We start from the raw sequence: 25015 nt of genomic DNA on the forward strand, positions 1-25015 counted from the left end.
AATTTTCGCTATCTGGCCGTTAAATAAAAACTGCAATTTATCTTTATATGGTAACAGCCCCGTAGCATTGATGCTTACTATCGTGCCCTCGCCGCCTGATGCCGGCACCGGTATTTGCTGAGGATCTGAAACTATGCCCAACGGTGCCTTCGCATCTGCATAAGGATCAGGGAAAACTGTTTGTGATTTCTTGCAGCTGCTTACCAATAGGGCGGCGGCTACTATCAACAGACTTGTATATTTAAATTTCATAACGTTTACTTTACTTTCCAAAATTCTATTAAAGGGAATTTCTGTGTCTTTATTTTAACGGTTCAAAAGAATTTCATTATCGAAATCCATAGACATACCAAATAGATTTGACATGATCGGATTTACCTGAAGCTCTCCAGTAAGATTCGGAGTGCTTGTTACCCCCGAAAAGTAAATGGCTAGTGTATGAATAACTCCGTTTGTCGGCTGTATATCTGATGACGATACCGCTGCTGCGCCATTATAATAATTCTGCGGGTTTCCCGGATCTGTCACACTTGCTATACATAACTGGCGATAACCAGAGTACCTAACGGTATTAGCGGTAGCATAAACTACACCTATATTAGCTAAATCGCCGTTATACCCCTGATAATAACCACCTGGGAAAAGTGGGCGTAGCGTAAAATCCAGTTGAGGATAGTCTTTCAATAAATAAGAACCTTTGAATACATAACGCATCAGATATTTCCTCCAGGTTGCTGCAGGTATTTCATCCAATGTTTGGATAGTGTCTTTACCGGCGTTAAATAATATCTGATTAAGTGCTGTATACCCTGGTCCGCCCTGCAAATCAGGGACAGTTGTGTGAACCGCACCAATAGTGGTCCTGATCACCTCATCTGTTGGAGCAAAGAAGGTTAACGTCTGCTTGGTAGTGGAGAATAAGGTATCCATGCCAGCCAAGTGTACAATCTTAGCAATTGTATCAAATTGTGGGTTTGATTGCAAATATTGAAGAATTGTGCCTTTAAAATGAGGATCTACAGTTCCGCCATCTTTGTAATAGTTATCTTTTGAACAAGATGATACCGTCACAATCAACACAGCTGCGCTAACTACCGGTAAAATATATTTTCTAATAGTGGTTTTCATGTTCGTATTTATATTATTGAATACCAGATCCTTGCCAATATGAATTCAAGGTCATATATGGATTATTATTTAAAGCACTAGGGTCAATTGGCCATGTCCAGCCACCTCTTTGAAATTTATCCTGAGTAAGAGGGTTATCTGTATATGTCTTGCTCAAAATTCTGTGCGTACGTACTAAATCAAAGTAGCGGCTACCTTCGCCCATTAACTCTTTAGCGCGTTCCCAAAAAATGGCATCTTTCAATGTATATTTTTCTGTGCTGCTATTTGGAGCAAAATCATTAGCACTCCACCTCTCTCTCACCATATTCAAGTAAGTAATAGCATCTGGATCTTCTAGTCCACCTATCTCTGCTCTCGCTTCAGCGCGTAACAAAATCGCATCTGGATAACGCATAATTAAGAATGTTGCATCCGGGATAGCGTTGTTATTTGGATTACTTGCATCAATGAATGTGTTACCTGCAAATTTTTTCATTTGGAAAGTCTCCGCATTTTGATTAAACGGATCGTCGAACCAAATTGTCAACCTGGAATCTGATTGATCAGGATACAGCTTCAACATATAATCGGCAGTAAATACACAAGGGCTGGTACGGTTATCGTACTCCGGCAACCTGTAAGGGAAGTGAATGAAGGTTTCACCAAACTGTGCATATTCGAATACTTGCGTAGTAGTATAGTTTACAGTAGTGAATAACTCAAACAAACTTTCGGCTGAACGACCTTTAGTTACGGTATTCCATTCGCTGGCAGGAAGTAACTGGAAAGCTTTACTATTCATTAACTCACCACCTACCGCATCTGTTGATTGATAGTATGATAGTTTGTGAGTCGGATCAAATCCTGCGTTCCACATGTACATGTTCATCAACAATCCGTCAACAGCACCTCTTGAAGCTCTAACACCTCTCAAAGAAGGGTCAGTTATAGCAGGAGGTAAATCGTTTCTGCCAGGATACAAGTCAGCTATACAGTTGTTAACAACATCAACCATAGCCATTCTCGGAAGAGGATCTTTTTGATAAGCTGTTGTATAATAAACAACATCTCCATATAATCTTACCATGAAGAAAAAGCAATAACAACGAATGAATTTAGCTTCTTCCAGATACTGTTTCTTTTGCGCGTCTGTTAATCCCGGCACACCAGCATTAAGCTTGCTCACCAGGATATTTGCTTGTTGAATAACTTGATAGTACTCATTCCAAACTTCCAGATGATAAAATTGATATTGGTTGGTGACGCCGTTATAGCTGGTTAATAATGAGTTGAGTAATCCGGTACGGTCATTTACCGCTGTGGTAGCGATGGCTTGAAAGCCTGTTGTTGTACCAGAAAAATCAACGTGTCTGCTATGGCCGCCTAGTTCTGCGACGTCATATCTCAGCTGTCTGGTACCTACTTGATTACTTGTAGGTATAACCTCTCCTGAACGAAACTCGCCTGTAGCACCTGCCGTATTTGTTTGCACATATTTAGCAAACAAAGCACCATACATGTCGTTAATGTTTTCCTCAACATCAGAGGCTGACTGATAAAAGTTGTTACCCGTAAGCTTATCAATAGGGGTGATGTTCAGGAATTTCTTACAGCTGTATTGTGAAGCAACCATCACAACCAATAAGCCAATAATAATCTTTTTCATATCTTATTAATAATTGAATTAAAATGTAACGTTAAATCCGAAAGTATAAGTACGCGGATTTGGATATGCTCCATCAACATCTTTACCCAAAGCATTTACGTTTTCAACGTTAGGTCCTGAGTAAGGCGTAAATACTGCCAGGTTACTTCCTGATACATAAGTTCTTATGTTATTTAAACCAATACGTTTAACAAAATTCTTTGGTAAGATATAAGATAACGTAACCTGGTTTATTTTGAAGTAACTGCCATTCTCCTGGAATAAGGTTTGCTCTGCTCTAAAGTTGTCTAAATACTGCTCATGAGCATAGTTATAAACGTTAGCATATTTGGCAGTAGCATCACCGGTACCTTGCCAGATACGTAAATCAGTAGCTGTAGGAACAGCTCTGGCTAAACTGGCGTTGTTAGCCAAACCACCATTGGCATTCTGATTGATTGCATTGTTTACTCCGAATGGATCACTTAATTGTGTTAAACGCTGAGCTAAAGAAGCATTAATGATTGAACGTACCGCAGTGTAAGAGGTATAAATGTTCACCGAAAATGCGCCATAACTAACGGTATTACTTACACCACCTGTTAACAGTGGCTGCGTGTTACCGTTTACTTGTCTGTCTCTTGCATCAATCACATAATCATGGTTGTAGTCAACTAACTTAGCGTCACCACCCTGGTATGATAAGTTTGGTTGGTTAGCATATAAAGGATTAGAGTTTCTTAATCTTATACCTGTAACCGGGTCAACTGGCACGTCGGCAGTAGTTGCATAAACGCCCTGGTTAGTAAATAAGTAGTTAGACAAAGAGTTTCTACCTACACGTTTTGCCAAATATTGACCAGATATGAACAACGGGTTAACTGTTGTAGTGTTATCATCAATATATTGACCATTGTATTGCGCAGGCAATTTAACTAATACGTCATAGTTTAACGCACCGTTCATCATGATTGTCCAGTTAACTTTGCTGCTTTTGCGTAACGGGCGAATAGTTAAAGACAATTCGTAACCGTAGTCAGAAAGTGAAGCATCATTACTTTGGTAAGTACCAAAGCCCAACACGTTTGGTAAGTTATTTGTGAACAAATCGTTTGTTACAGCTTTGTAATAAGTATCGAAAATCATGTCCAGTTTACCACCAAAGAATGATCCATCAAAACCTAAGTTGTACTGGATTACATTTTTTGATTTCAGGTAAGGATTCGGAATTTCGGTAAAGTCGATACCAACACGAGGCAGGTTATTGTAGAATCCGTTAGGATTGTACTTACCATAAATATCCTGTAAAGTACCTACCGGGTATATATTTTGACCGGCAGTTAACCTGATATCTGCATAATCTAACCATTTAGAAGTTCTATCGGCAATCCAATCTTCCTTATAAAGGTTCCATTTGAAACCGATTGAAGGGTTCTTAGTATACGGATCCGCAGGACCGTTTGCTGATGACCCATCTAAACGATAGGTAAGGTCAAGGATATACTTCTTTTTATAGTCATACGTGAACGCAGCAGCTAACGCAGCAGTTTTCAGGTTTGTAAATGTATTTAATACACCACCACCAGTAGACAAGCCTCCGTCATAACCAGTAGGACCTTCATATTGATCATTAGGGCTACCGTAGATACGGGTGTAGTTTGCCTGGAAATTAGTTATATAGATCTCATCAAATACGTTCAGGAACAAGTTGTGTGAACCAAGTGATTTAGTATATGATATATTGTTACGGTTATATAACACCGAGGTAGCTTGATACTCGTTGTCAATTTGTGCATACTGTGCGTTTGCAGCAGCTGGCAAAAATTTATCCGTATTATCAATCGTATAATCATAGTTACCAGATGTCTGTAAATTCAAACCTGGGAACAATTCATAGTTAGCATTCATGTTAACACTAATCTCTTTCGGACCCGCACTGTTTCTGATATCCAACGTTGACAATACGTCACTGCTAGCCAGTAAGAATGAAGGGCCGGGGTTAAGCGAAGAGTTATTAACACTATTTGCTACTATATTTTGTAATACACCTGTACCACTACCTGTCTTGATCTTACCTAATGAAGTTCTAACCGCACCGAAGAAACCCAATTTTGGAGAAGGTTTAAACTGCATGTTCATATCTAAACTATAGGTTTCAAAACCAGTGTTTTCAACTATACCAGTTTGAGAAAAATATTTCAAGTTGGCTTTGTAGTTAAATTTGTCATCACCACCGTCCAACTCAACGTTTTGAGTTGTATTGAATTGATTTGAGTAATAGATTGCTTGCCAGTTAGTTGAATTATTATAGAAAGCATTCAAACTATCTGCTAAGAACGGTGTATTTGAAAGTATAAATTTATCATTGTTTACGGCGTATTGATTGATTTGAGCAATTCTAAATTGACGTTCCGCATCACCACCCAAGGTTGAGCGTAATTTCGGAATCGCAGATACATAGTAGTTAGAAGTATACACTACACGAGGAATCTTAGATTTACCTCTTACAGTAGTAATCAAGATTACACCATAGGCACCCCTTGAACCATATAAAGCCGTCGCAGTTGCATCTTTCAAAACCTCCATGCTTTGGATATCTTCCTGAGGAATTAACGAAAGCGGGCTCACGCCAGATCCTTGTTGATCAAAGCCATATTGAGACGCCTGGTCAGCTGTCAACGGAATACCATCAATGATGTATAATGGTGATGTTGGTTGTAAGAACGTGTTATCGCCTGTACCAGTTGTTTGAATGGTAGAAAGACCACGAATATTAACACTACCACGTAAACCCGGAGCACCTGTGTTGTTTTGAATATTCAAACCAGCTACCTTACCTTGTAATAGTTGTTCAACGTTACCAACCGGGTTATCTTGAACCTCTTTACCAGTAACGATATACGATGCACCTGTTGTTTCTTCCCGGCTACGTTTAACGTAACCCCGAATTACAGTTTCATCAATCTGTCTGGTATCGGCATCTAGTGAAACATTTAGTAACACCTGACCCGGTTTCAGTTTAACAGACTGGGTAGTATAACCTACTATGCTAAATACCAGCGTTGACCCATCATCAACAACTACGGTGAATTTACCATCGACGTCAGCTTGTGACAAACCCTTACCACCTACAGATATAGTGGCACCCGCCATTGGTTCTTTTGTTGCTTTATCAATAACAGTACCTTTTACTGTTACCTTTCTAACTTGCGCTATCAAATTCTGGCAAAGAAATAAGCAACAGAAAAAAATTGACGGCCAAATAATTTGTTTTCTCATTGTATATTAGTTTTAGTCATTAGGGTTTCTAATCGTTATCAAACTTAGGATTGACTGTTTTGAAGTGGAACACAATCTCCCAATCGCCCTTTTCAAAAATTTGGAAAGCTTGCGAAATACTTCCTACTTCAGTTACGTTACCAAAACCAATTCGTGAGTAGGTTATGTTTAGCTGGGCACTGCCGCCGCCGGTAACGTTGGTAATTCCACCTGAAGTAAATTTGGTTGGAATGTTAGCTAATGGTATAGGATAAGCTACATTATATTCCACCCATTTGTGGTCTACAATATCGCCACCCGGCGTTCCATCCGCTTTAAATCCGTGAATCTGATCTTGCCATTTTGTAGTATTAAATTTAATAGGATCAATGTATGACGAATCTGTCTTTAAGAATATTAACCTTAATCTGTGCCCTACAGCTGCTTGATCAACAGGCGGATCGCCTGGTAAATCAACAAACTTTCTGATATATAAGTAAACAATACCTGTTTGGGCATTTTTTGGATCAGACATTAATTGATCGGTTGTCTCACCTTTAATACCACTCAAATTATCAGGATAATTGTATACTAATGTATGACCGCCCGGAGTAGTTGTATTAGGCTTGCCGGTATAGGTATTATAATCATTTGATGGCGTATAAGGAATGTCCCTTTGCGGAATATATGCCAAATTAGTAATTGTTCTGCTACCGCCAGTGTTAGTGATTTTAATATCAAATAACCGCTCTTGTTGAGGATAAACTACTGTATCGGTATTAGCTGGTTTGATTTTAGTTGTATCAGCTGTATACCAAAATACAAGGTCACCATTTCCTCTTGTTTCAAGCATTGGATGGTTTTCCAGATGTCTTTTAGCTTCAATTTGAGCCAGGCTGGTTTCTTTACCAGTATACTCCTGAGTCCAAACCAATGTCGGTTGCACCGCCAACATATCACTGGCATCACGACCGTCGCCAAATCTTGGATTTTTGACAGTGAAAGTCATCGGGAAGGTAGAACCCACCGGATTGAATATGTTTAATTCCAAAGTAGTTCTTCCCAGTACAGGAGAGAATTGCTTAGTAGTATAATCTGCCTGCGCACTCAAGTAGTCTTTTTCCGTTGGGAGGTTGAATATCTTTCTACATCCTCCCGAAAAAGCAACTACTGCGGTTAACAATACAAAAGCTCTATATTTTATTGTGTTTTGCATAACGTTGTTTACTTTAAACTTTTTGCCCCTGGTTAATTAGTTTTATATCTCATTGACCATTCAGAAATCTGGAACAGTGACTGGCTTGAGCTACCGGTACCTACTTGTAATATTACTAGTCTGTATCCTGTGTAAGCCGTATTATTCACAAAGTCAAATTCCTTTTGCTGATAGTTGGTTGTCCAATCCTGATCCTGACGAACATCCAATTGTACCCAAACCGCAGTAGGATTTGGTGCTTTTATTGGACCATTAGGACCACTTACTGTAATCCATGGATTAGGGTCAAGTGTAGCTTCTATTTTAAATGCCCGTGGATCACGATCTTGATAAAGCTTCGAGTCATTCGCCGTTGTCATTGTATAGGCATTTGAAACTGTCGGCTTAGCCGGAACCCAATACAATGACGGATAGTAGTTGGATGACGCATTTACATAGCAGATAAACTTAGTTAGTACAGAGTTATCAAATAGCTTTCTGAATACCTCACCTGCTGATACCTGGCCATCATAGTATTGTGAATTTGGTGGCCAGTAAGGGAACAATACATCATGAGCAAGGTCAAAAATAATAGGTGGCGGAGGTACCAAAGTCATTCTTGATACGTATTCATCAAATCCAAATACGTGGTCTGGGCTCAATAAATGGACTATACCATTTTTTGTTTTGATGTTAACAGATGTTGTTTGAGTTAATGACCAAAAAGAAACGAATAAACTTCTTTTCGTATTTGCGAAGTTAATAGCTTCAACCCCACCATTCTCAAAGCCCTCTGCGTTAGCAAAAATACGCTGGCCATGCATTGGGTAACCGCCGCGTACACTATTTATGGTTTGTCCGTCACCGATGGCAAAATCATTAGCTACATATAAGCCTCTGATAATATATTTTGAAACCATGGTATCAAGGTTGGCGCTATCGCGTTGTGCTTTAGCAATTGCCTGAGCACCTACCGTGCCTTTTGCGCCGGTAGCTAACTGGGCTAAGTAAACCGGACCTTGGCCGGCATTTTTGCGTATAACGTTCAAGTTTTGAACCGCTATCTGGAAGCTTGCATTTGAGGGAGCAAACAACGTAACTGTACTATCAGTTAGTATTGTTTTCATTCCTGGGAATGTATTAACCAGTAACAATAGCGAGTCATAAACTCCGGTTTTACTTTTTAAATAATCGTAAGTGGTAAGATTACTAGTATTTACAATCGGCGTAGTGTTGTAATAAGGATTTTCACGTTTACAACCTGTTTGAACTATTGCAGCAGCAATAACCATTGCCACCAAACATTTTCCGAATAAAATTGATCTTTTCATATCTCTATTCTCTTTCTTATATTACTTCCAATATCCGTTTTGAACTAACAGAGGGTTCTGTGCTATTAAATCGCGAGATATAGGCCAGTAAATACCACCTTGATTAATTAATTTAATAAAGTCAGGATTATTCTGTTTGATCTTCTCATATCTCACTCTGTCATAAAAATGATGACCCTCGCCCATAAACTCTTTTTGGCGTTCTTTGAATATACCTTCAATAACACTACCATCAGCAGTAGGGTTATAAGCAACGTAATCTGTTGCGCTGGCATTTGTCAAACCTTGTTGATCGACATTGTATCTTTCTTGTCTGATGGTATTCAAGTCTGTTATAGCAAGGTCATCTTCACCTAATACAGCGTATGCTTCTGCACGTAATAAAGTAACATCTTCCAAACGAGTTAACAATACCGGACTTCCGAATATTCTAAAGCTTGGATCACCAGAAACACCACCCATGATAACTCTTATTTTAGCAAAGATTGGATACTTACCAAGGAAGTTGGTAAAGTAGCCCGGAGTGCTTGCGCTTAATGCGTCTGAGTGAACGGTACCGGTAGTATCTATATTGAAACGTGCATCGCCCGCCTCGTTAAAGATTGACAAAATCGAATCTTTAGGTACATAGATATCAGGAACGTTTTTATTTACTACCGGAGAAGCCAATGTTAATGACTCAATGTTACCAGTAAATGATGCATCCTGGAAATCCCAAATGAAGCCAAATGAAACTAGTTGGTTATCGTTATTACCTGTAGGATTGGTGTAGAAAAAGCCACCGGCTGCATCTAAAGTAGATGTGTTTGTGTATGACAAGTCATCTTTAGTGTTGTAGTTTGTCAATACAATATTGGTGTATCTGATAACATCAACATATTTTCCTTGCCATGCAGCTACGTGGCCCAATATTGCATAAGCACCTAATTTAGTAATTAGGGCCCCGCTCCAACGGTTTCTGGTTTGGTTATAATATAAGCCAGGCTGTTGCAAGTCGTTATTGCTAAAATAGTATGGCAAGTCAAGCGCTGCAGCTTCCATTTCAGATTGCACGAAAGTTAATACGGCGTTCTGATCTGTTCTTGGTCTGTTTTCAAACGTACCATCGCGCGAGGTTAGGATCAAAGGCACATCACCCCAGATTCTTACCATGTAGAAGTAAGCAAAAGCTCTTAAGAATCTAACTTGCGCAACGTCTACAGTCATGTTATTTGTAGTATATCGCGGATCTTTAGCTTTTACTTCGCCAATACGCTCTAAAAACACGTTTGCAGCGTTTACAACAGCATAAAATCTTCTCCAGTTTGATAGTTCATTAATAACCGGATAGTTAGCGTTAAGGTTGTTAGCGATAACTGCTTTTAGATCCTGGCGAATAGGGCTAACAAAGTTGCCCATACGCACGTCACCGTATATCCAGTGGCCATTGTCGTCTGCAAGCGCCGCACGGGTTAAGCCGTATACACCCATGATACCTGCACGGGCATCTTCTAATGTATTCCAATAGTTGGTCTCACTTACAACACGTGATGAAGTCACATCCAATGTTTTCTTACAGCTATCGGCAATAACGGTAAGAAAGATAAGACTCAGCAAAATTATTTTTTTCATTTCATCTCTGTTTTAACGGTATTCAATATTATTTGTCTACACCTATGAATTAAAAGTCTACTTTAACTCCAACTGTAAATGTTTTTGGAATTTGCATTCCATAACCTGTATCATAACCGGTATAATCTACCAGCTCCGGATCAGGACCTGAGTATTTGGTTAATGTAAACAGATTGTTTACACTGCCGTATACATAGAATTTGGAAACATTTGGAGATTTCTTTTTCATTATGTCGGTTAAATCGTAACCTAATGATAAGGTGCGCAGTTTAATAAATGAGCCATTTTCTAAGAATAGGCTTTGGTTAACCTGGTAAGGAGATACCGCACTTGCTGGGTTGTAGATTGGATATTTAGAATAATCGCCTCTTTTCTCCCAGAAGAAGATTTCTTTTACTGAGCTGATATCATTTAAGCCTTCACGGTTGTAGAAGTCAAATCTGTTAGCCATTTCCTGGTTTAACAATTGACGACCCAGATTATAATAAAAGTCAACGCTTAAGCTCCATTTTTTGTAACCAACGGTGTTTGACCAACCACCAGAAACTGTTGGTAATGCATGACCTTGTAAAGTTCTGTCAGCATCAGTTATTTGATTATCACCATTAACGTCTTTCCATTTAGGATCGCCGGCTTTCATTGTGATACCATTATAAGTCATGGTTTTACCACCAACTACAGGTACTTCAGCATCTGTATTGTAGATACCATTGTTAGTTAACAACCAATAGCTATCAACAGATTTACCTACCTGCAACAATCTCTCGTTACCGTCAGCACCGGTTACCATAATTTGGCTTAAACCATCAGGTAACGCAGTTAACACGTTGTGGTTAAAGTTGGCATTGATACTGGTAGTCCATGAGAATGTATTTTCATGAGGGAAAACAACAACACTCAAGCTTGCATCAACACCTGTGTTACGAACAGCCATACCATTTTGGATAACACCTGTGTAACCATATTCGGCAGCAGAAGGTACATTTAACAACATGTTTTTATCATGTTTATAGTATCCATCTACTGATAAGAATAAGCGTTTGTTTAAGAACGTTCCGTTGATACCAAGGCTTGCTTGATCTGTATAAGCCCATTTAAGGTTATAAGGAACATAACCTTCAGTATAAGGGCGGGTTAATGTAGCCAAACCATCATATCCCGGAGAGATCAGGTTTCCAGTAAATCCGATAAACGCGGTGTATTGAGGGCCTTGTGAGTAATTATCAAAGTACTCGTATTTGCCCATTCTGCCTGCGCTTGCATGCAATGACAGGTCAGAAACGCTGCTTGAGCTATCAAAGAATTCTTTTCTCAAATCCCAGCCTGCAGAAAAAATCGGCGAGTAGAACCAACGATCAGTTGGTTGTTGAGTTGAAGCTCCATCTGCTCTCAAGGTTGCAGAGAAAGTATACTTGTCATCTAACAAGTAATCAACTTTTCCATAAAATGCGATCTGATTATTCCTGGTATGATCCAAAAATTTATAGATCAACTCGCTTTGATAGTTTTGCGAAGTCAGGTAGTTACCCTGATTAGGGTCTGAGTTTAACAGGTTTATTTTGATAAAGTCATTACTTCCCTTGTAAGCATATGCATAAGTATATCTTGAGAAATCATATTGGAACATGTTACCAACTGTGAATTCAAATTTATTATCCTTATTTGGTGCATATTCATAGGTTGCAATATTGTCAAGAGTTGTACGGTCATTATAACCGAAGTAATCTGACGCGTAGTTAACTGTTTCCAATAAGCTACTTGGGTAGAAAATATTGCGGTAACCTTCGTTATAATCAATGTTATAAGTAGTAACGAATTTAAATTTACCTAAGTCAATAGCAAATTTAGCGTAGCCATTAACCAGGTTGTTTGTGTTTTTGTCAAACCCGTTACGGAACTGAGCAAGGTAATCTGCGTAGTTATCTTTATTAGGTGCCAATGGTGTGCTCAAGTCAGGAATGTAGTTCATTTGAGCTAACCTGTCACGAACGTTTTTGTTACGATCGCGCAGTATGCGGTTTGCATTAACCATAGCACTGAATGTAAACCAGGAAAGAGGTTTCATATTCAATAAGAAACGAGCATTGTATTTATCCTCGCTGGTATTATCACCAACACCGCCGCTTTTGGTATCACCTAATTCAAAGTTGAAGTTAGCACGGTCATCGCCGCCACTAATACTTGCGTTTACACTGTAAACAGCCTTACTTTTATAGTAAAGGTCACTCCAGTTAGATGGTCCATAAAATGCGTTGTTTAATGAGTCGCTCAAGAACAGAGGATAGCTATCATCACCTGTAAATGATCCGTTAGCAGCATATTTATTGTAAAATTGCTGTCTGAATTTGTTTTCGAAGTCACCATTGATAGTTGTAACTGCGTTTGGTGTTACAACACCCGCATAGCTATCAAAAGTAATTCTTCTTTTAGATGACGCGCCTTTACTGGTTATAACAATCACGCCATTGGCACCCTTAGGGCCATAAATAGCGGTTGCGTCTAAACCTTTAAGCACTTGAACAGACTCAACGTTTGCCATGTTGACGTTTTGCAACAAGTTAGTGGCAGGGCCTATTCTGTCATATTGATATTGTTGAATATCAAAAGCATAAGGGTGATCGCCAATTAATTCAACTCCATCCAACACAACCAGTGGTTGGGTTGCATAAATTTCACGCGCCGATAGCAAAGGCTGTGAAGCACCATGAATAAACATGGTTTGAATAGTTCCGGGCTCGCCTGTTGGCTCATTAACATACACCCCCGCAGCATTACCTTTTAGATATTGCTGCAATGATGTCACAGGAAGCTTTGACATTCTGTCCGGATCAACACTATTGGTTCCAGACAGTAGTCTTTTAGCAATAGTATTTTTTGGCGGTCTGATAGCAACAGACGTATCGTCTTTTGCCGTATCCTTACGAGTAGTATCGCGTCCCACTCTGGCAGCACCCCTTAAATGGATACCCCCTTTTGTTTTGGTGCGATTTGATACACGTGCATTCATGGCGGGGTCGCCAAATGAGTACGTTGTAGTACATAATACACCCAGGAAAGTTATAATTGCAATAATGCGCATAACAGATAATTAAGTATTAACTGATTAAAAAACTGGTTATTAATTGATTGTTGGTAATGGAATATACTTGAATAGCTAACGCTTAGACAATCAACCTTCTTCAAGGGCTGAGAGTTCAACGCAGATATTTAAATACCGATAAAAATCTTTTAGTACGCCAGGACGTCTATCAGAATTTACCCGAAGAATCTGCACCAACACGCGTCAGTCGATTATTCAGAATTTGATAGTAAGCAGCGCCGGGGGGATTTGCTCCAAGGGTTGTGTGTAAAATTTTGATCATAGCTGGTTTATAATAGTAAATAAATTGATTGTTAGGGCAATAATTAAATAAACTTAAATAATTGGTTGTTATAAAATTGGTTGTGAAGGCACCGAATCTTGCAGTGGGTGGCTATTCACTTTGACAATGATACAAATTTTAATTTAATATGTTCAAAATAAATTTTAAAATATTCTGATTTTTTTAGGTAAACAATATAATAGGGAACATTTACGGCCTAAAAGGGTGATTTTGAGCAAGAAATGACCTAAAAACCGCACAAAAACACTGTCGGTATTCCTTCGAAATAATCGGTTTTAGCCAAATATATTTTAACAAGTGATACACTTTAGGATTGCAAGCATATTTGTGCGCTTATTTTAAGCGTGTTTTGGTTGTTTTTAAGACGGGATATTTACATCAAAACGCAAGTGTTGACGAATTGATCTTCTCATTTCCCTGAAAATTAGCCTATTAAAGCTAATTGTATTGTTTTTGATACCTTATATAAGATATTAATTAATTTACTTTCTTTACTAACGTATTAGTTAGTGACAAAATCAACTCTATCAGTTAACTTGCGTTCATTAAACCTAACACCTAAATACTAAATGAAACCTAAAAAACTCCTTCTTAAAATTGGGCTGTTATGCTCAGCTGTATTGCTTTTCGCCTTTATCCCAAAATCTGATGACCCTATAGATAAACTGGTGGCCGCATTACAAAAATGGGCGGACACAAATCCACAAGAAAAAGTTTATTTACAAACAGACAAACCTTACTACGCCTTAGGCGATACCATTTGGTTTAAAGGGTATGTAACGGTAGGCAGCAGGCATCAACTTTCTGCATTGAGCCATGCGCTGTATGTTGACCTGATAACTCAAGGTGATTCATTGGTACGCACGCTAAAATTGCCTATAACTACCGGTATGGTAATAGGCGATTTTGCCCTGGGTGATGATTTGAAACCGGGAAGTTACCGCATCCGCGCTTATACGCAATGGATGCGCAATGCAGGAGATGAGTACTTTTTTGATAAGACCTTTACCGTTGGTGATGTTGATAATATTATAACCAAGGCAAACTATCAATATAAAACCATTGGAGGCAAAACCATATTGACGGCACTGCTTAGTTATACTGATGATGCCGGAAAAGCCTTTGCCGAAAGGAAGGTTAAATACCAGATAGTTATCAATAAACAGGTGGTAGATACCAGGGTTGTACAAACTGATGCTTTGGGTAATCTTTCAATTAGCATTGAAAACGATAAGAAAATTGACTTGTCAGGCGCTTACATACGCACCATTTTAGATGCAAAAGACAACAACCCTATTGTAAGAGATTTCCCGATAAAAGCCATGCTTTTTCAAAGCGATGTTCAGTTTTTCCCGGAAAGCGGCAACATGGTTAATGGTGTAGCTTGCCGCGTGGCTTTTAAAGCTGTTGGTGTGGACGGATTGGGAGTTGATGTAAAAGGCAAAATAGTCGATGATGGAAATACTCAGGTTAGTGCTTTCGAATCTTTTCACGCAGGGATGGGTAGTTTTATTATGCATCCTGAAAAGGGTAAAAATTATACTGCACAAGTAACTTTTGCTGATGGCAGCACTAAAAATATAGCCTTACCCAAGGCAGTTGACGATGGTTTTGTGTTGGGGGTATATCAACCTAATAAAGACAGCATCCTGGTAAGGATCAATGCCTCGGCCAGCCAGGTTGCAGCTACTCCTACGCTAAATTTTATTGCACAGACAAACGGCGAAGTAATTGTTGCATCGCCGGTTAAAATAGCCCGTGCAAGTAATTCTATATGGCTTGAGAAAAAACTATTCCCAAGCGGTATAACACAATTCACCATATTTACTGCTGCCGGCGAGCCTTTAAACGAGCGTATTGCCTTTATTAAAGGCAATGACATGATGCAGTTAAACCTGCAAAGCGACAAAAAAAGCTACAAGCTTAAAGAGCCTATAAAAATTGACCTAAATGCTAAAGACAGTAAAGGCGCGCCAACATTAGGCGGCAATTTTTCCGTTTCGGTAATTGATGAAAGCAAAGCACCTATAGACGAGAGCCAGGAGAGTACGATATTCTCAAATCTTCTTTTATCGTCAGATATCAAAGGGTATATAGAAAAACCTAATTACTATTTTGCTACTGAAGGTGATGATGCAGACAAGGCACTAGACAACCTGATGCTTACACAGGGCTATCGCCGTTTCCAATGGAAAGAAATTTTGGGTGGTAATATTACCAAACCAAAATACGAGGCTGAAAAGCTGGGTGCTACTATCTCAGGTACGGTTTATAACCTGGGTAACAAACCATTGGCAGCAGCCAAAGTGACCTTACTATCAGTGCGAGCTAATATCGCTCAGACAACCACCACTGATGCTGACGGCAGATTTAAATTTGAGAACCTGGTAGTTTCTGATAGTATAAAATTTGCTATTCAAGCGCGCCAGGCTAACAATAGCGATAAAACACTTTTAAAACTTGACTCTATACCGCATCAGTGGGTTACCAAAAACAAAAATCTGGCTGATGTAAGCACAGACATAAACGCCACACTAAAAGCCTATCTGGACAATGGCAAAAAGCAGGATGCGATTTATGAAAAAAGCGGCCAACTGGATAAAGTTCAAAGACTACGGGAAGTACGCATCAAAGCCAGACGCGTTAAGGAGGATGCAAATATAAACCCACAGGGAATGTTTAAACTTGGCGACGAACAATCCGCCGACCAGATTATCAAATTCTCTGAGGATGATGCCCAAAACGCAGTAACCCTTGGCATGGCTTTACAGGCCCGGATACAAGGTGTAATGATACAGCCTGATGCACACGGCCAGTCTGAATTATATGACATGAAAGAAAAAGCAACGCTGACTATGATTGTGGACGGCAGACAGGTTGATGGTGCAGAAGCCAGTGACATATTGGATGGTAGCGTACAACCATCAGACGTAGCTAAGATAGAAGTGGTAAGAACCAACATGGCTGCAAAAAATATGCTGGGAAACAACCCGGCAGGCTATTTACTTATTCTGCTTAAATTAGGTTCGTCACGCAGAGAATACAATCCAAGTATAATAAACACCACGCCAAAGGGATATAATAAAGTGCGGAACTTCTATTCGCCTAAATATGATAACCCGAACGCTGCCAGTTATAAGCTGCCTGATTTACGTACCACTGTTTATTGGAACCCGTTTGTAAAAACAAACGAGCAGGGCCAAACTTCTTTCAGTTTTTATAACGCTGACGGCCCCGGAACCTATAAAGTGGTTGTCGAAGGTATAAACGCTGCGGGCGAACTGGGCCGCCAGGTTTATCACTATACAGTGGAATAATCTAAGTTAATATAAAAGCAAGGCCTGCAGTTTATAGCTGCAGGCCTTGCTTTTATTAGTGCGTGCGGTTTTGGCTGATGATCTCAAAGATCTGCTCTGGAGTTTGATCGGCATCTACAAACGGAATGTCTTTTTCTTTAGCCATTTGTTCAAACCAGTCTCCCCAGATCACAAAGCCTTCGTCATTCATATCCATTAAAGGTGTCGGGCGATGCGGACTCATTAGCCGCTGCCTCTGTAATTGGGGCTCAATCTTCAGAAAGTAAACTTTATCGAACAGATCAAACACGCTCCAAACATTGCCAGATCCGCCGAAAACATACACATCATCAAACTGATCAATAAATCCGGCCATAGCCTTTTTACTCCACAAGAAAGAGTAGTGTTTCGCTGTGGCTTCATCAGCAGTGGCAGGCGCGGTTACCTTGCGCCCGTTTTGATCATACCAGTTTGATAGCCCTTCTATATCAGCATCATCATAAGCATTAATGCCTGCATGCTGTAAGACCTTCGTAATATAAGTTTTACCAGACCCCGACGGACCAAAAATCAAAACTTTCATCATCAATAAGCTTTAACCAACAATGGCTACCGGTTGCTGGTAGCCATTTGTAGTTGTATTTAGATTACGCCAATAATTGCGGCTTATTTTTATAAGTTTCCCAAAGAAACTCGCCAAACAGTGTATTGGCCCAGGCAAACCACGGGCGGCTAAAGTGCTTAGCATCGTCTTTATGGAACGACTCGTGCATAAAGCCCGTGCCCGCATTGCTGCTTTTAAGGATCGCTATGCACTTTTTAATTTCTTCATCATTATTACTGGTCAGCCCGCGCATAATGATACCAAGGGGCCAAATCATGTCTTTACCGGCATGTGGGCCACCTATACCCTCGCCTGCTTTACCTTTAAAGAAGAATGGATTCTCTGAAGACAATAATAGCTTGCGCGTGTTCTGGTAAATTGGATCAGTTACAGGTACAGCATCTAAATAAGGTAAACCTAACAAGCTTGGCACGTTAGCATCATCCATTATGTTGTAGCTACCGTAACCATTTACTTCGTAAGCGTATATTTTACCATATACGGGGTGGGTAATAATAGCATGTTGTTTTAAAGCAGCTTCAACTTCTAACGCCAGCCCTCTCAATTCAGCGGCCAGGGTTGCATCTTTAGTGATGGCTGTGATCATTTCGGCAGCGTGCCTTAAACTAACTACCGCAAAGAAGTTTGACGGCACCAGGTACATATAAATGGTAGCATCATCGCTAGGGCGGAAAGCAGAGCAAATCAAGCCATTGGGTTTTACCGGATAGCCGTAACCATTCATCGGCACACCATCGGTAGCCCAGGCGGTTTTACGCTGAAAACTATAAGGACCCTGATTGGTTTTACGTTGCTGCTGTATAAAGGTTTTCAAAGTAAGTTCAATAGCCGATTTCCAATTGGCATCAAACGGACTAGTATCGCCGGTTGTTTTCCAATATTTATAGGCCAACCGTATAGGATAACATAACGAGTCTATCTCCCATTTACGTTCATGCAGGCCGGGCTGCATTTTAGTTTCGTCGTGAGCCCACTCTCCTACTTTATTTGGATCATTATAAAACGCGTTAGCATAAGGGTCTTTTAATACACAGGTAACCTGATGATTAATTACGCCGGCTACCAGTTGCTGCAATTTTTTATCTTCTTTGATAAAGTGCAAATAAGGATAAACCTGTGCGCTGCTATCGCGCAGCCACATGGCATCAATGTCGCCTGTTATTACATATGTATCTGGCCTGCCATCTTTTTCGGTAAAAGTTACGGTGGTATCTAGCGTGTTAGGAAAACAATTGTTAAATAGCCAGGTTAGCTCCTGGTCTTTTACGTTCTTGCCAAACTCCGCTATGGCATTTTCAACAGCTGTACTGTTAAAATTTCTCTTGGCAACTCTAACTGTCGGAAAAGCGGCATCAGCGCCAAAAGACGGCATCTTGGTAAGCATTAAGGTAGCGCCCAATAAGCCGCCATTTCTAATGAAAGTTCTTCTTTGCATATTGTTTGGGTTAAATAACCGGCTGCCCCGAAACGGATCTAAATCGGCTAAATTTAATGAGCCGGCTATCAGCCTTATATTTATATGTTATGGTTTAATAATCTGCCGGATAATTGCCTGGTCAAGCAATCTAAAATCCATTCAATACTAAAAACTTTAAAGCACTTAAACAAATTATATTTAGCTAATAAAGCAATTAAAGGTGGGACAGAATTTGTGCCTATTGATATTGCGGGAGCTGTTATTAAAAAAAACAGGGGTGGATTATTGCAGAATAGTGTCTTTCGCGTCCTTTATTTTCAGCTGTGTATCCAACGTTTCGTATTTTGAATTCTTACTTATAAATTCAGGAACTATCAATTTCATTTTATTAACAACAGCAAGTTCACTATCCTGATCATTCAATAACAATAGTTCTTTAATATTATTAACCACTTCCTGGTATGGATAGGTGATTACCTTTGCGATATTAATTTTTTCGTGATGGGTTGGCAGAGAGTACTCTCCATCATTTAAAAGCTCTTCATAGAGTTTTTCGCCTGGGCGCAAACCCGTAAATACTATTTTAATATCTCTCTCAGGTTGTAGGCCTGCCAGCTTGATCATCTTGGTAGCTAAATCAGTAATCTTAACCGGTTCGCCCATATCAAATGTAAATATTTCGCCACCAACACCCATGGTACCAGCTTCCAGCACTAACTGGACAGCTTCAGGAATGGTCATAAAATAACGTATAATTTCTGGATGGGTTACGGTAATTGGACCCCCTCTTTGTATCTGTGCCTGGAAACGCGGTATAACAGACCCGTTTGAACCCAACACATTACCAAACCGGGTAGTAATAAAGGCCGTACCAGAAATATTACGGCTACTGTCTTTTAACGATTGAATATAGATTTCGGCAATACGTTTAGAGGCCCCCATAACATTTGATGGATTCACTGCTTTATCGGTAGATACCATCACAAATTTTTTGCTGCCAAACTCCATTGATAGGTCGGCAATGTTTTTTGTACCTAACACGTTGGCTCTTACTGCTACTGACGGGTTTTCTTCCATCATTGGCACGTGTTTATACGCCGCCGCATGGTAAACTACCTCAGGGTAATAATCATTAAATAACCGGTACATTCTGCGGTAACTTCTGACATCGCCAATAAATATTTTGGCAGCAATATGTGGGAATTTTTCTTCAACTTCCAGCTGCATATCATGCAGTGGCGACTCGGCCTGATCGCATAAAATTACAAGCTCGGGTTTGTATTGCAATACCTGTTTTACAATTTCAGACCCTATTGATCCAGCTGCGCCGGTAACCAAAACGCGTTTGCCTGCTATATCTTTAGATATGCTGCTGGTATCAATTTTAATAGGCTTACGTTGTAACAGGTCTTCAATTTTAAGATCTTTTAACTGATTAAGATTGAGCTTTCCGTAAATCCATTGATCTGACGGCGGAACAGTTAATACCTGGATACCCAGGGCAAGACAGGTTTCTAAAGCGGCCTTTTTCTCCTTTTCATCCAATTGATTGTTAACCACGATCAGCTTTTCGACCTTATGTTTTTTCTTCAGTTGACCTAGCTTAGCGATGTGATAGATCATCGTCCCGCTAATCTCCTTGTTGATTTTTTTTGTATTGTCATCAACAAAACCAATTACAGAAAAACTAGACTGCGCACTGTTAACCAACGCTTGCTTGAGCAGTATGGCATTATTATCTGAGCCATAGATAACAATTGCTATCTTTTTGTCTCCAGAGTAATTTACCATATAGTGATATATTGTCTTCGCTGCAGCCCTAAGCAAAATCAACAATGTACTCGAAACTGAAAAGTTAACAAGTAATATTAAGTTTAGCGAAAACACGTCTGTTTTTAATACCGGTATAACCCAAAAGTAAGCAACGATACCATATATAATTGTGGTTATAAATGTAGCTGCAAATATGCGCAGCATATCACGGGTATTCGAGTAGCGTATCAGCCCTGAATGTATCCGCATACTAAACATAACTATTGCTGCAACAATTACGTATAAGCCTGTATAGATAAAGAAAAAGCCTCTTAATATGCCAACAAATTCAAATCTATGAACGATAAAATATGCCGTTGTGAATGACCAAGTGATAATGAAAACGTCTAGCAACATAATCATCCACCTGGGTACCACTTTATCAAATAATAGATATTTCCGCATAGAAAATTTATGAAAACTTGGTCACAATAATTCAGGTTAAATATAGGTATTATTTTAATTTAGCAAATAAATATAGTTTGGCATTAATTATACCTGCTTCATTATCAAGCTAACAACACCAATTACAACTTTAGGTTTTATTTAATTTAAAATTTATTACGGTTGAAAAACTCCTTTAATTATAGATATAACACGATCTTGCTCACTCTCCATTAAATTTGACCCGGAAGGTAAACAAATACCTCTATTAAATAAATCTTCGCTTACGCCGTTTTTGTATGATGGAGATGATTGAAATATAGGCTGTAAGTGCATCGGTTTCCATAATGGCCTCGATTCAATATTTTCTGCTTCAAGAGCTAGCCGGATAGTCTCGCGTGTTATGCCGCCACTTTTTACCGGGTCTATTAAAATAGTAGTAAGCCACCGATTGCTCTTGTAGCCCAAAGGTTCGGATAGAAACGAAACGCCTTGACAGCCTTGCAATTTTTCAAGATAATTATCGTAAACAGCACGTCTTTGTGTAACCCGGTCTTTTAATACCTGCATCTGCCCGCGGCCAATGCCAGCACAAATGTTACTCATTCGGTAATTATAACCTATATGCGAATGTTGATAATGCGGCGCTGCGTCTCTTGCCTGTGTAGCCAGAAAACGTGCCTGATCGATGTATTCTTTATTATCAGAAACTAAAGCTCCGCCCCCGCTGGTTGTGATGATCTTGTTGCCATTAAACGATAACACACCCATTGCACCGAAAGTGCCCGTTGCTTTACCGTTAATTGTTGAACCCAGCGATTCTGCCGCATCTTCAATAACCGGAATATCATATTGATGTGCTATTGCTAAAATAGCATCCATCTTTGAAGGCATGCCGTAAAGATGCACCGGAATAATTGCTTTAGGTTTTTTGCCTTTTGCCAGGCGGTCTTTTATAGCAACCTCAAGCAAATCGGGGCTCATGTTCCAGGTATCCTCTTCACTGTCAACAAAAATTGGAATTGCGCCCTGATAAACAATCGGATTGGCCGATGCGGAAAAAGTAAAACTCTGACAAATGACTTCGTCGCCTGCTTTAACACCCAGCATAATCAACGCCAAATGGAGAGCTGCCGTACCAGAACTTAATGCCGCCGCATATTTGGCGCCGGTAAATTGCTCCAGATCATGTTCAAAGTTATTTACATGTGGCCCTAAAGGAGCAATCCAATTGGTATCAAACGCCTCTTTAACAAAGTTAAATTCTTGCTCACCCATATGCGGGCTGGAAAGCCATATTTTAGCGTGCATGTTATGATTTGATGATTACAGACCCCCAAGAATATCCCACACCAAAGCCAGCAAGCAACATATTCATTTTCTTTTTTACTTTACCTTGTGTTAATGCCTCTTTTAAAACAATAGGAATTGTAGATGAAACGGTATTGCCACAGTCTTGCATATGATATACAAATCGATCTTCGTCAATACCTATTTTTTTTCGCAAATGATTTAACATATATTTATTAGCCTGGTGAAAAAAGAAAAGGTCGATATCACTCATGGCTAATTCATTTTTTTTTATCACCGAATTAACTAATCCAGGAATTGCCTCAATAGTAAAATTAAAAATTTCCGGGCCGTCCATATAAAGGTAATTGCCACTGTCAATATTAGTAGATGATGTCATATGATAGCGCATTCCACTATTTTTTACAATCAAGTTTTGAGCTCCCCGTCCATTAGTACCTAGCACAAAGTCCCCAATCTCCCACCCGTTTGTGTCAGATATTAACGTGGCGCTAGCGGCATCTCCAAATATAGATCTGTTACCGCGATCTTCTTTGTGAATGTATTTGCTATATGTTTCAGAAGTAACAAGCAACACATTCTTAGCTATGCCGGCAGTTATTAACCCTTTTGCCAAACTTAACCCATAAATATACCCCGAACACCCCTGATTAAAATCCAGCGCGCCTGCAGAGGTAGGAATACCCAATTTATCTTGAACCAAACAAGCTGTGGTCGGTATATGATAATCAGGGCTTTGCGTACACAATAAAATATAGTCGATGATTGCTGGTGAAATATTGTATTCATTGAATAACTTCTCACAGGCTTTGACAGCCATATCCGAAACAAACTCATCATCTGCGGCAATATGTCTTTGATTAATACCAATCTTGTCGGTTATCTTATTTATTGGCCAATCGGGAAATTCCTGCGAAAGTGCCTCGTTACTTAAAATACTTTCGGGAAGATAATAAGCAATACAGTTAATTTTAGCACTTTTCATTATTATAGAATTTTTAACTTAATGTAAATCCGCCATCCATAACTAAATCTGATCCTGTAATCCAAGTCGAATTATCGGATAATAAAAATGCAACATAAGCAGCTACATCTTCGGCGTTTCCATACCCCAATGGATAAGCATTTTCTTTATTGTCAAAGTCTTCGTCTGCTATAGAAGTTTCAGAATTAGTAAAAAGCGGTGTCCTTATTATTCCTGGGCTGACCGTGTTCGCGCGTATTTTTTGTCCCGCCACCTCGGTCGCCAACACTCTAACAAATGCAGATAGTGCCGACTTTGAAGCAGCGTATACTGATGTGCCGGCCACCCCAAGTTTTGATGAAAGTGAAGAGATGTAAACTAATGAGCCTTGCTTATTGATTTTTTTTTGTTTCAACAATTTCTGAGTTAGTATTACCTGACATTTAAAGTTCACATCAAATATGTCATTAATTTTATCGTTCGATAAAAATTTAATGGGAATATAACTGATTATGCCGGCACAAAACACAGCTCCATCAATCTCTTCAATATTTTTCACCAATTGATTAATATCACTTTCTACCGTCATGTCAGCTATCAGCGCAGTATGCCCTCCTTCTTCACAAAGTATTAGTGTTTCGCTTAACCGTAGTTCATTACGGCCAGTGATAATTAGCTTAGCTCCAAGTTGTGAGAGTTGTATGGCGATTGATTTGCCAATACCTGATGAAGCGCCCGTCACTAATACTTTTTTGTTTTTTAAACTAATCATGAAATTGAAAGTTTATCTCTTTTCTTTTACTATGTTAAACAAATCCTCAATCGTTTGAGCCTGTTTAATCTCGTTGCCGGTAAGTTTTACGGTATATTCTTCATCAACCATAGCAATCATTGACAATGCGATCATCGAATCCCATTCTTCAATTTCCTTAAAAACAGTATAAGCATGAATGGGTTCTGCCAGTTCATCGTCGAATTGTTTCTCGAAATTTTTAATAAAAGCATTTAATTCCATAATCAATTTTTATAGTGAAGATTTATACCCTGGCACACCAAAATAGAACTCATTATTTTTTATATTTCTTATTATCAGTGTGGAGGCACCTATCTTATTTCCAACACCTATTTTCTTGTTTTGGATGACCGATGAACCGAGTCCGAAAAAATTTTCATCTTCGATTTGTACGTTTCCTGATATTGCTGTATTGGGGTTAAATACATTATAGTTCCCAATTTTGGCATCGTGCCCAACGGACACATTTAAATTAAAGACATTAAAATTTCCTACAGAAACATTATCGGTAAAAATGCAACCTGACGCTATAATATTGCCTTTCCCAAGCATCAAGTTTTCATTATTAAACCAAACATCTGATGCAACTATATTGGGGAATGTTATGTTTATATTTACGATTTTGTTCGATATTTTTTGTAAATGTTCGGGGGCACCCACGGCCACTATTATTGCAAGTTCGGAAGCATATTTATTTAAATCATCAATGTTTCCCAAATAGTTTAAAGGAACAGTGCTTTCCCGAAAATCGACGTATGGATTATCATCAAAAAAACCAATAACATGCCACTGTTTTTTTTCTAGGTTAACTTTTTCAATGAGTCGATATACTTCTCGACCAAATCCACCTGCTCCAAAAATTGCGATATCTTTCATAGCT

Annotated in this window: 16 protein-coding genes and 1 pseudogene; 1 reads left to right on the plus strand and 16 read right to left on the minus strand. The window is 39.2% G+C overall.

Annotated elements, in window-relative coordinates:
* From HB679_RS19165 to HB679_RS19200, 8 genes and pseudogenes are all read right to left on the minus strand, one after another.
* Positions 1–252 (minus strand): annotated as a pseudogene (locus HB679_RS19165) (DUF5008 domain-containing protein); the annotation flags it as partial.
* A 54-nt stretch (positions 253–306) separates the two neighbouring features.
* Complete coding sequence (locus tag HB679_RS19170) at positions 307–1128, minus strand: fasciclin domain-containing protein (RefSeq protein WP_214073644.1); 822 nt, start codon at positions 1126–1128, stop codon at positions 307–309.
* A 13-nt stretch (positions 1129–1141) separates the two neighbouring features.
* Entirely contained in the window at positions 1142–2776 is a 1635-nt protein-coding gene (locus HB679_RS19175) for a RagB/SusD family nutrient uptake outer membrane protein (protein ID WP_214073645.1), read from the minus strand.
* An 18-nt stretch (positions 2777–2794) separates the two neighbouring features.
* Positions 2795–6034 carry a SusC/RagA family TonB-linked outer membrane protein gene (locus HB679_RS19180; RefSeq protein ID WP_214073646.1) on the minus strand — a complete coding sequence of 1080 codons (3240 nt, stop codon included), beginning with the start codon at positions 6032–6034 and terminating at the stop codon, positions 2795–2797.
* Between the two features lie 28 nt (positions 6035–6062).
* Complete coding sequence (locus tag HB679_RS19185) at positions 6063–7229, minus strand: DUF5007 domain-containing protein (RefSeq protein ID WP_214073647.1); 1167 nt, start codon at positions 7227–7229, stop codon at positions 6063–6065.
* A 32-nt stretch (positions 7230–7261) separates the two neighbouring features.
* Positions 7262–8539 (minus strand): hypothetical protein, encoded by a 1278-nt coding sequence (locus HB679_RS19190; RefSeq protein ID WP_214073648.1) that lies wholly within the window; start codon positions 8537–8539, stop codon positions 7262–7264.
* Positions 8540–8560: 21 nt separating this feature from the next.
* The gene (locus HB679_RS19195; RefSeq protein WP_214073649.1) at positions 8561–10150 is read right to left on the minus strand and encodes a RagB/SusD family nutrient uptake outer membrane protein; all 1590 of its coding nucleotides are present in this window, start codon (positions 10148–10150) and stop codon (positions 8561–8563) included.
* 49 nt (positions 10151–10199) lie between these two features.
* Positions 10200–13229: a SusC/RagA family TonB-linked outer membrane protein gene (locus HB679_RS19200; RefSeq protein WP_214073650.1), complete on the minus strand. Its 3030-nt coding sequence runs from the start codon at positions 13227–13229 to the stop codon at positions 10200–10202.
* 873 nt (positions 13230–14102) lie between these two features.
* On the opposite strand from HB679_RS19200, the gene HB679_RS19205 reads away from it, so the two are divergent.
* Entirely contained in the window at positions 14103–16850 is a 2748-nt protein-coding gene (locus HB679_RS19205) for a carboxypeptidase regulatory-like domain-containing protein (protein WP_214073651.1), read from the plus strand.
* Positions 16851–16905: 55 nt separating this feature from the next.
* On the opposite strand, the gene HB679_RS19210 is transcribed toward HB679_RS19205, so the two are convergent.
* From HB679_RS19210 to HB679_RS19245, 8 genes are all read right to left on the minus strand, one after another.
* The gene (locus HB679_RS19210) at positions 16906–17412 is read right to left on the minus strand and encodes a hypothetical protein (protein WP_214073652.1); all 507 of its coding nucleotides are present in this window, start codon (positions 17410–17412) and stop codon (positions 16906–16908) included.
* A 64-nt stretch (positions 17413–17476) separates the two neighbouring features.
* A complete protein-coding gene (locus tag HB679_RS19215) occupies positions 17477–18889 on the minus strand; it encodes a glycoside hydrolase family 125 protein (RefSeq protein ID WP_214073653.1) in 1413 nt (470 codons plus the stop codon).
* A 264-nt stretch (positions 18890–19153) separates the two neighbouring features.
* Positions 19154–21088 carry a nucleoside-diphosphate sugar epimerase/dehydratase gene (locus tag HB679_RS19220; protein ID WP_214073654.1) on the minus strand — a complete coding sequence of 645 codons (1935 nt, stop codon included), beginning with the start codon at positions 21086–21088 and terminating at the stop codon, positions 19154–19156.
* A gap of 156 nt (positions 21089–21244) precedes the next feature.
* Positions 21245–22378 carry a DegT/DnrJ/EryC1/StrS family aminotransferase gene (locus tag HB679_RS19225; protein ID WP_214073655.1) on the minus strand — a complete coding sequence of 378 codons (1134 nt, stop codon included), beginning with the start codon at positions 22376–22378 and terminating at the stop codon, positions 21245–21247.
* 1 nt (position 22379) lies between these two features.
* Positions 22380–23363 carry a ketoacyl-ACP synthase III gene (locus tag HB679_RS19230; protein WP_214073656.1) on the minus strand — a complete coding sequence of 328 codons (984 nt, stop codon included), beginning with the start codon at positions 23361–23363 and terminating at the stop codon, positions 22380–22382.
* Positions 23364–23376: 13 nt separating this feature from the next.
* Entirely contained in the window at positions 23377–24114 is a 738-nt protein-coding gene (locus HB679_RS19235; protein ID WP_214073657.1) for an SDR family oxidoreductase, read from the minus strand.
* Between the two features lie 12 nt (positions 24115–24126).
* Entirely contained in the window at positions 24127–24357 is a 231-nt protein-coding gene (locus HB679_RS19240; protein ID WP_214073658.1) for a hypothetical protein, read from the minus strand.
* A gap of 9 nt (positions 24358–24366) precedes the next feature.
* Complete coding sequence (locus HB679_RS19245) at positions 24367–25011, minus strand: hypothetical protein (RefSeq protein WP_214073659.1); 645 nt, start codon at positions 25009–25011, stop codon at positions 24367–24369.
* Between the last annotated feature and the right edge of the window lie 4 nt (positions 25012–25015).

This window comes from Mucilaginibacter sp. dw_454 (assembly GCF_018449775.1).
Taxonomy (GTDB): domain Bacteria; phylum Bacteroidota; class Bacteroidia; order Sphingobacteriales; family Sphingobacteriaceae; genus Mucilaginibacter.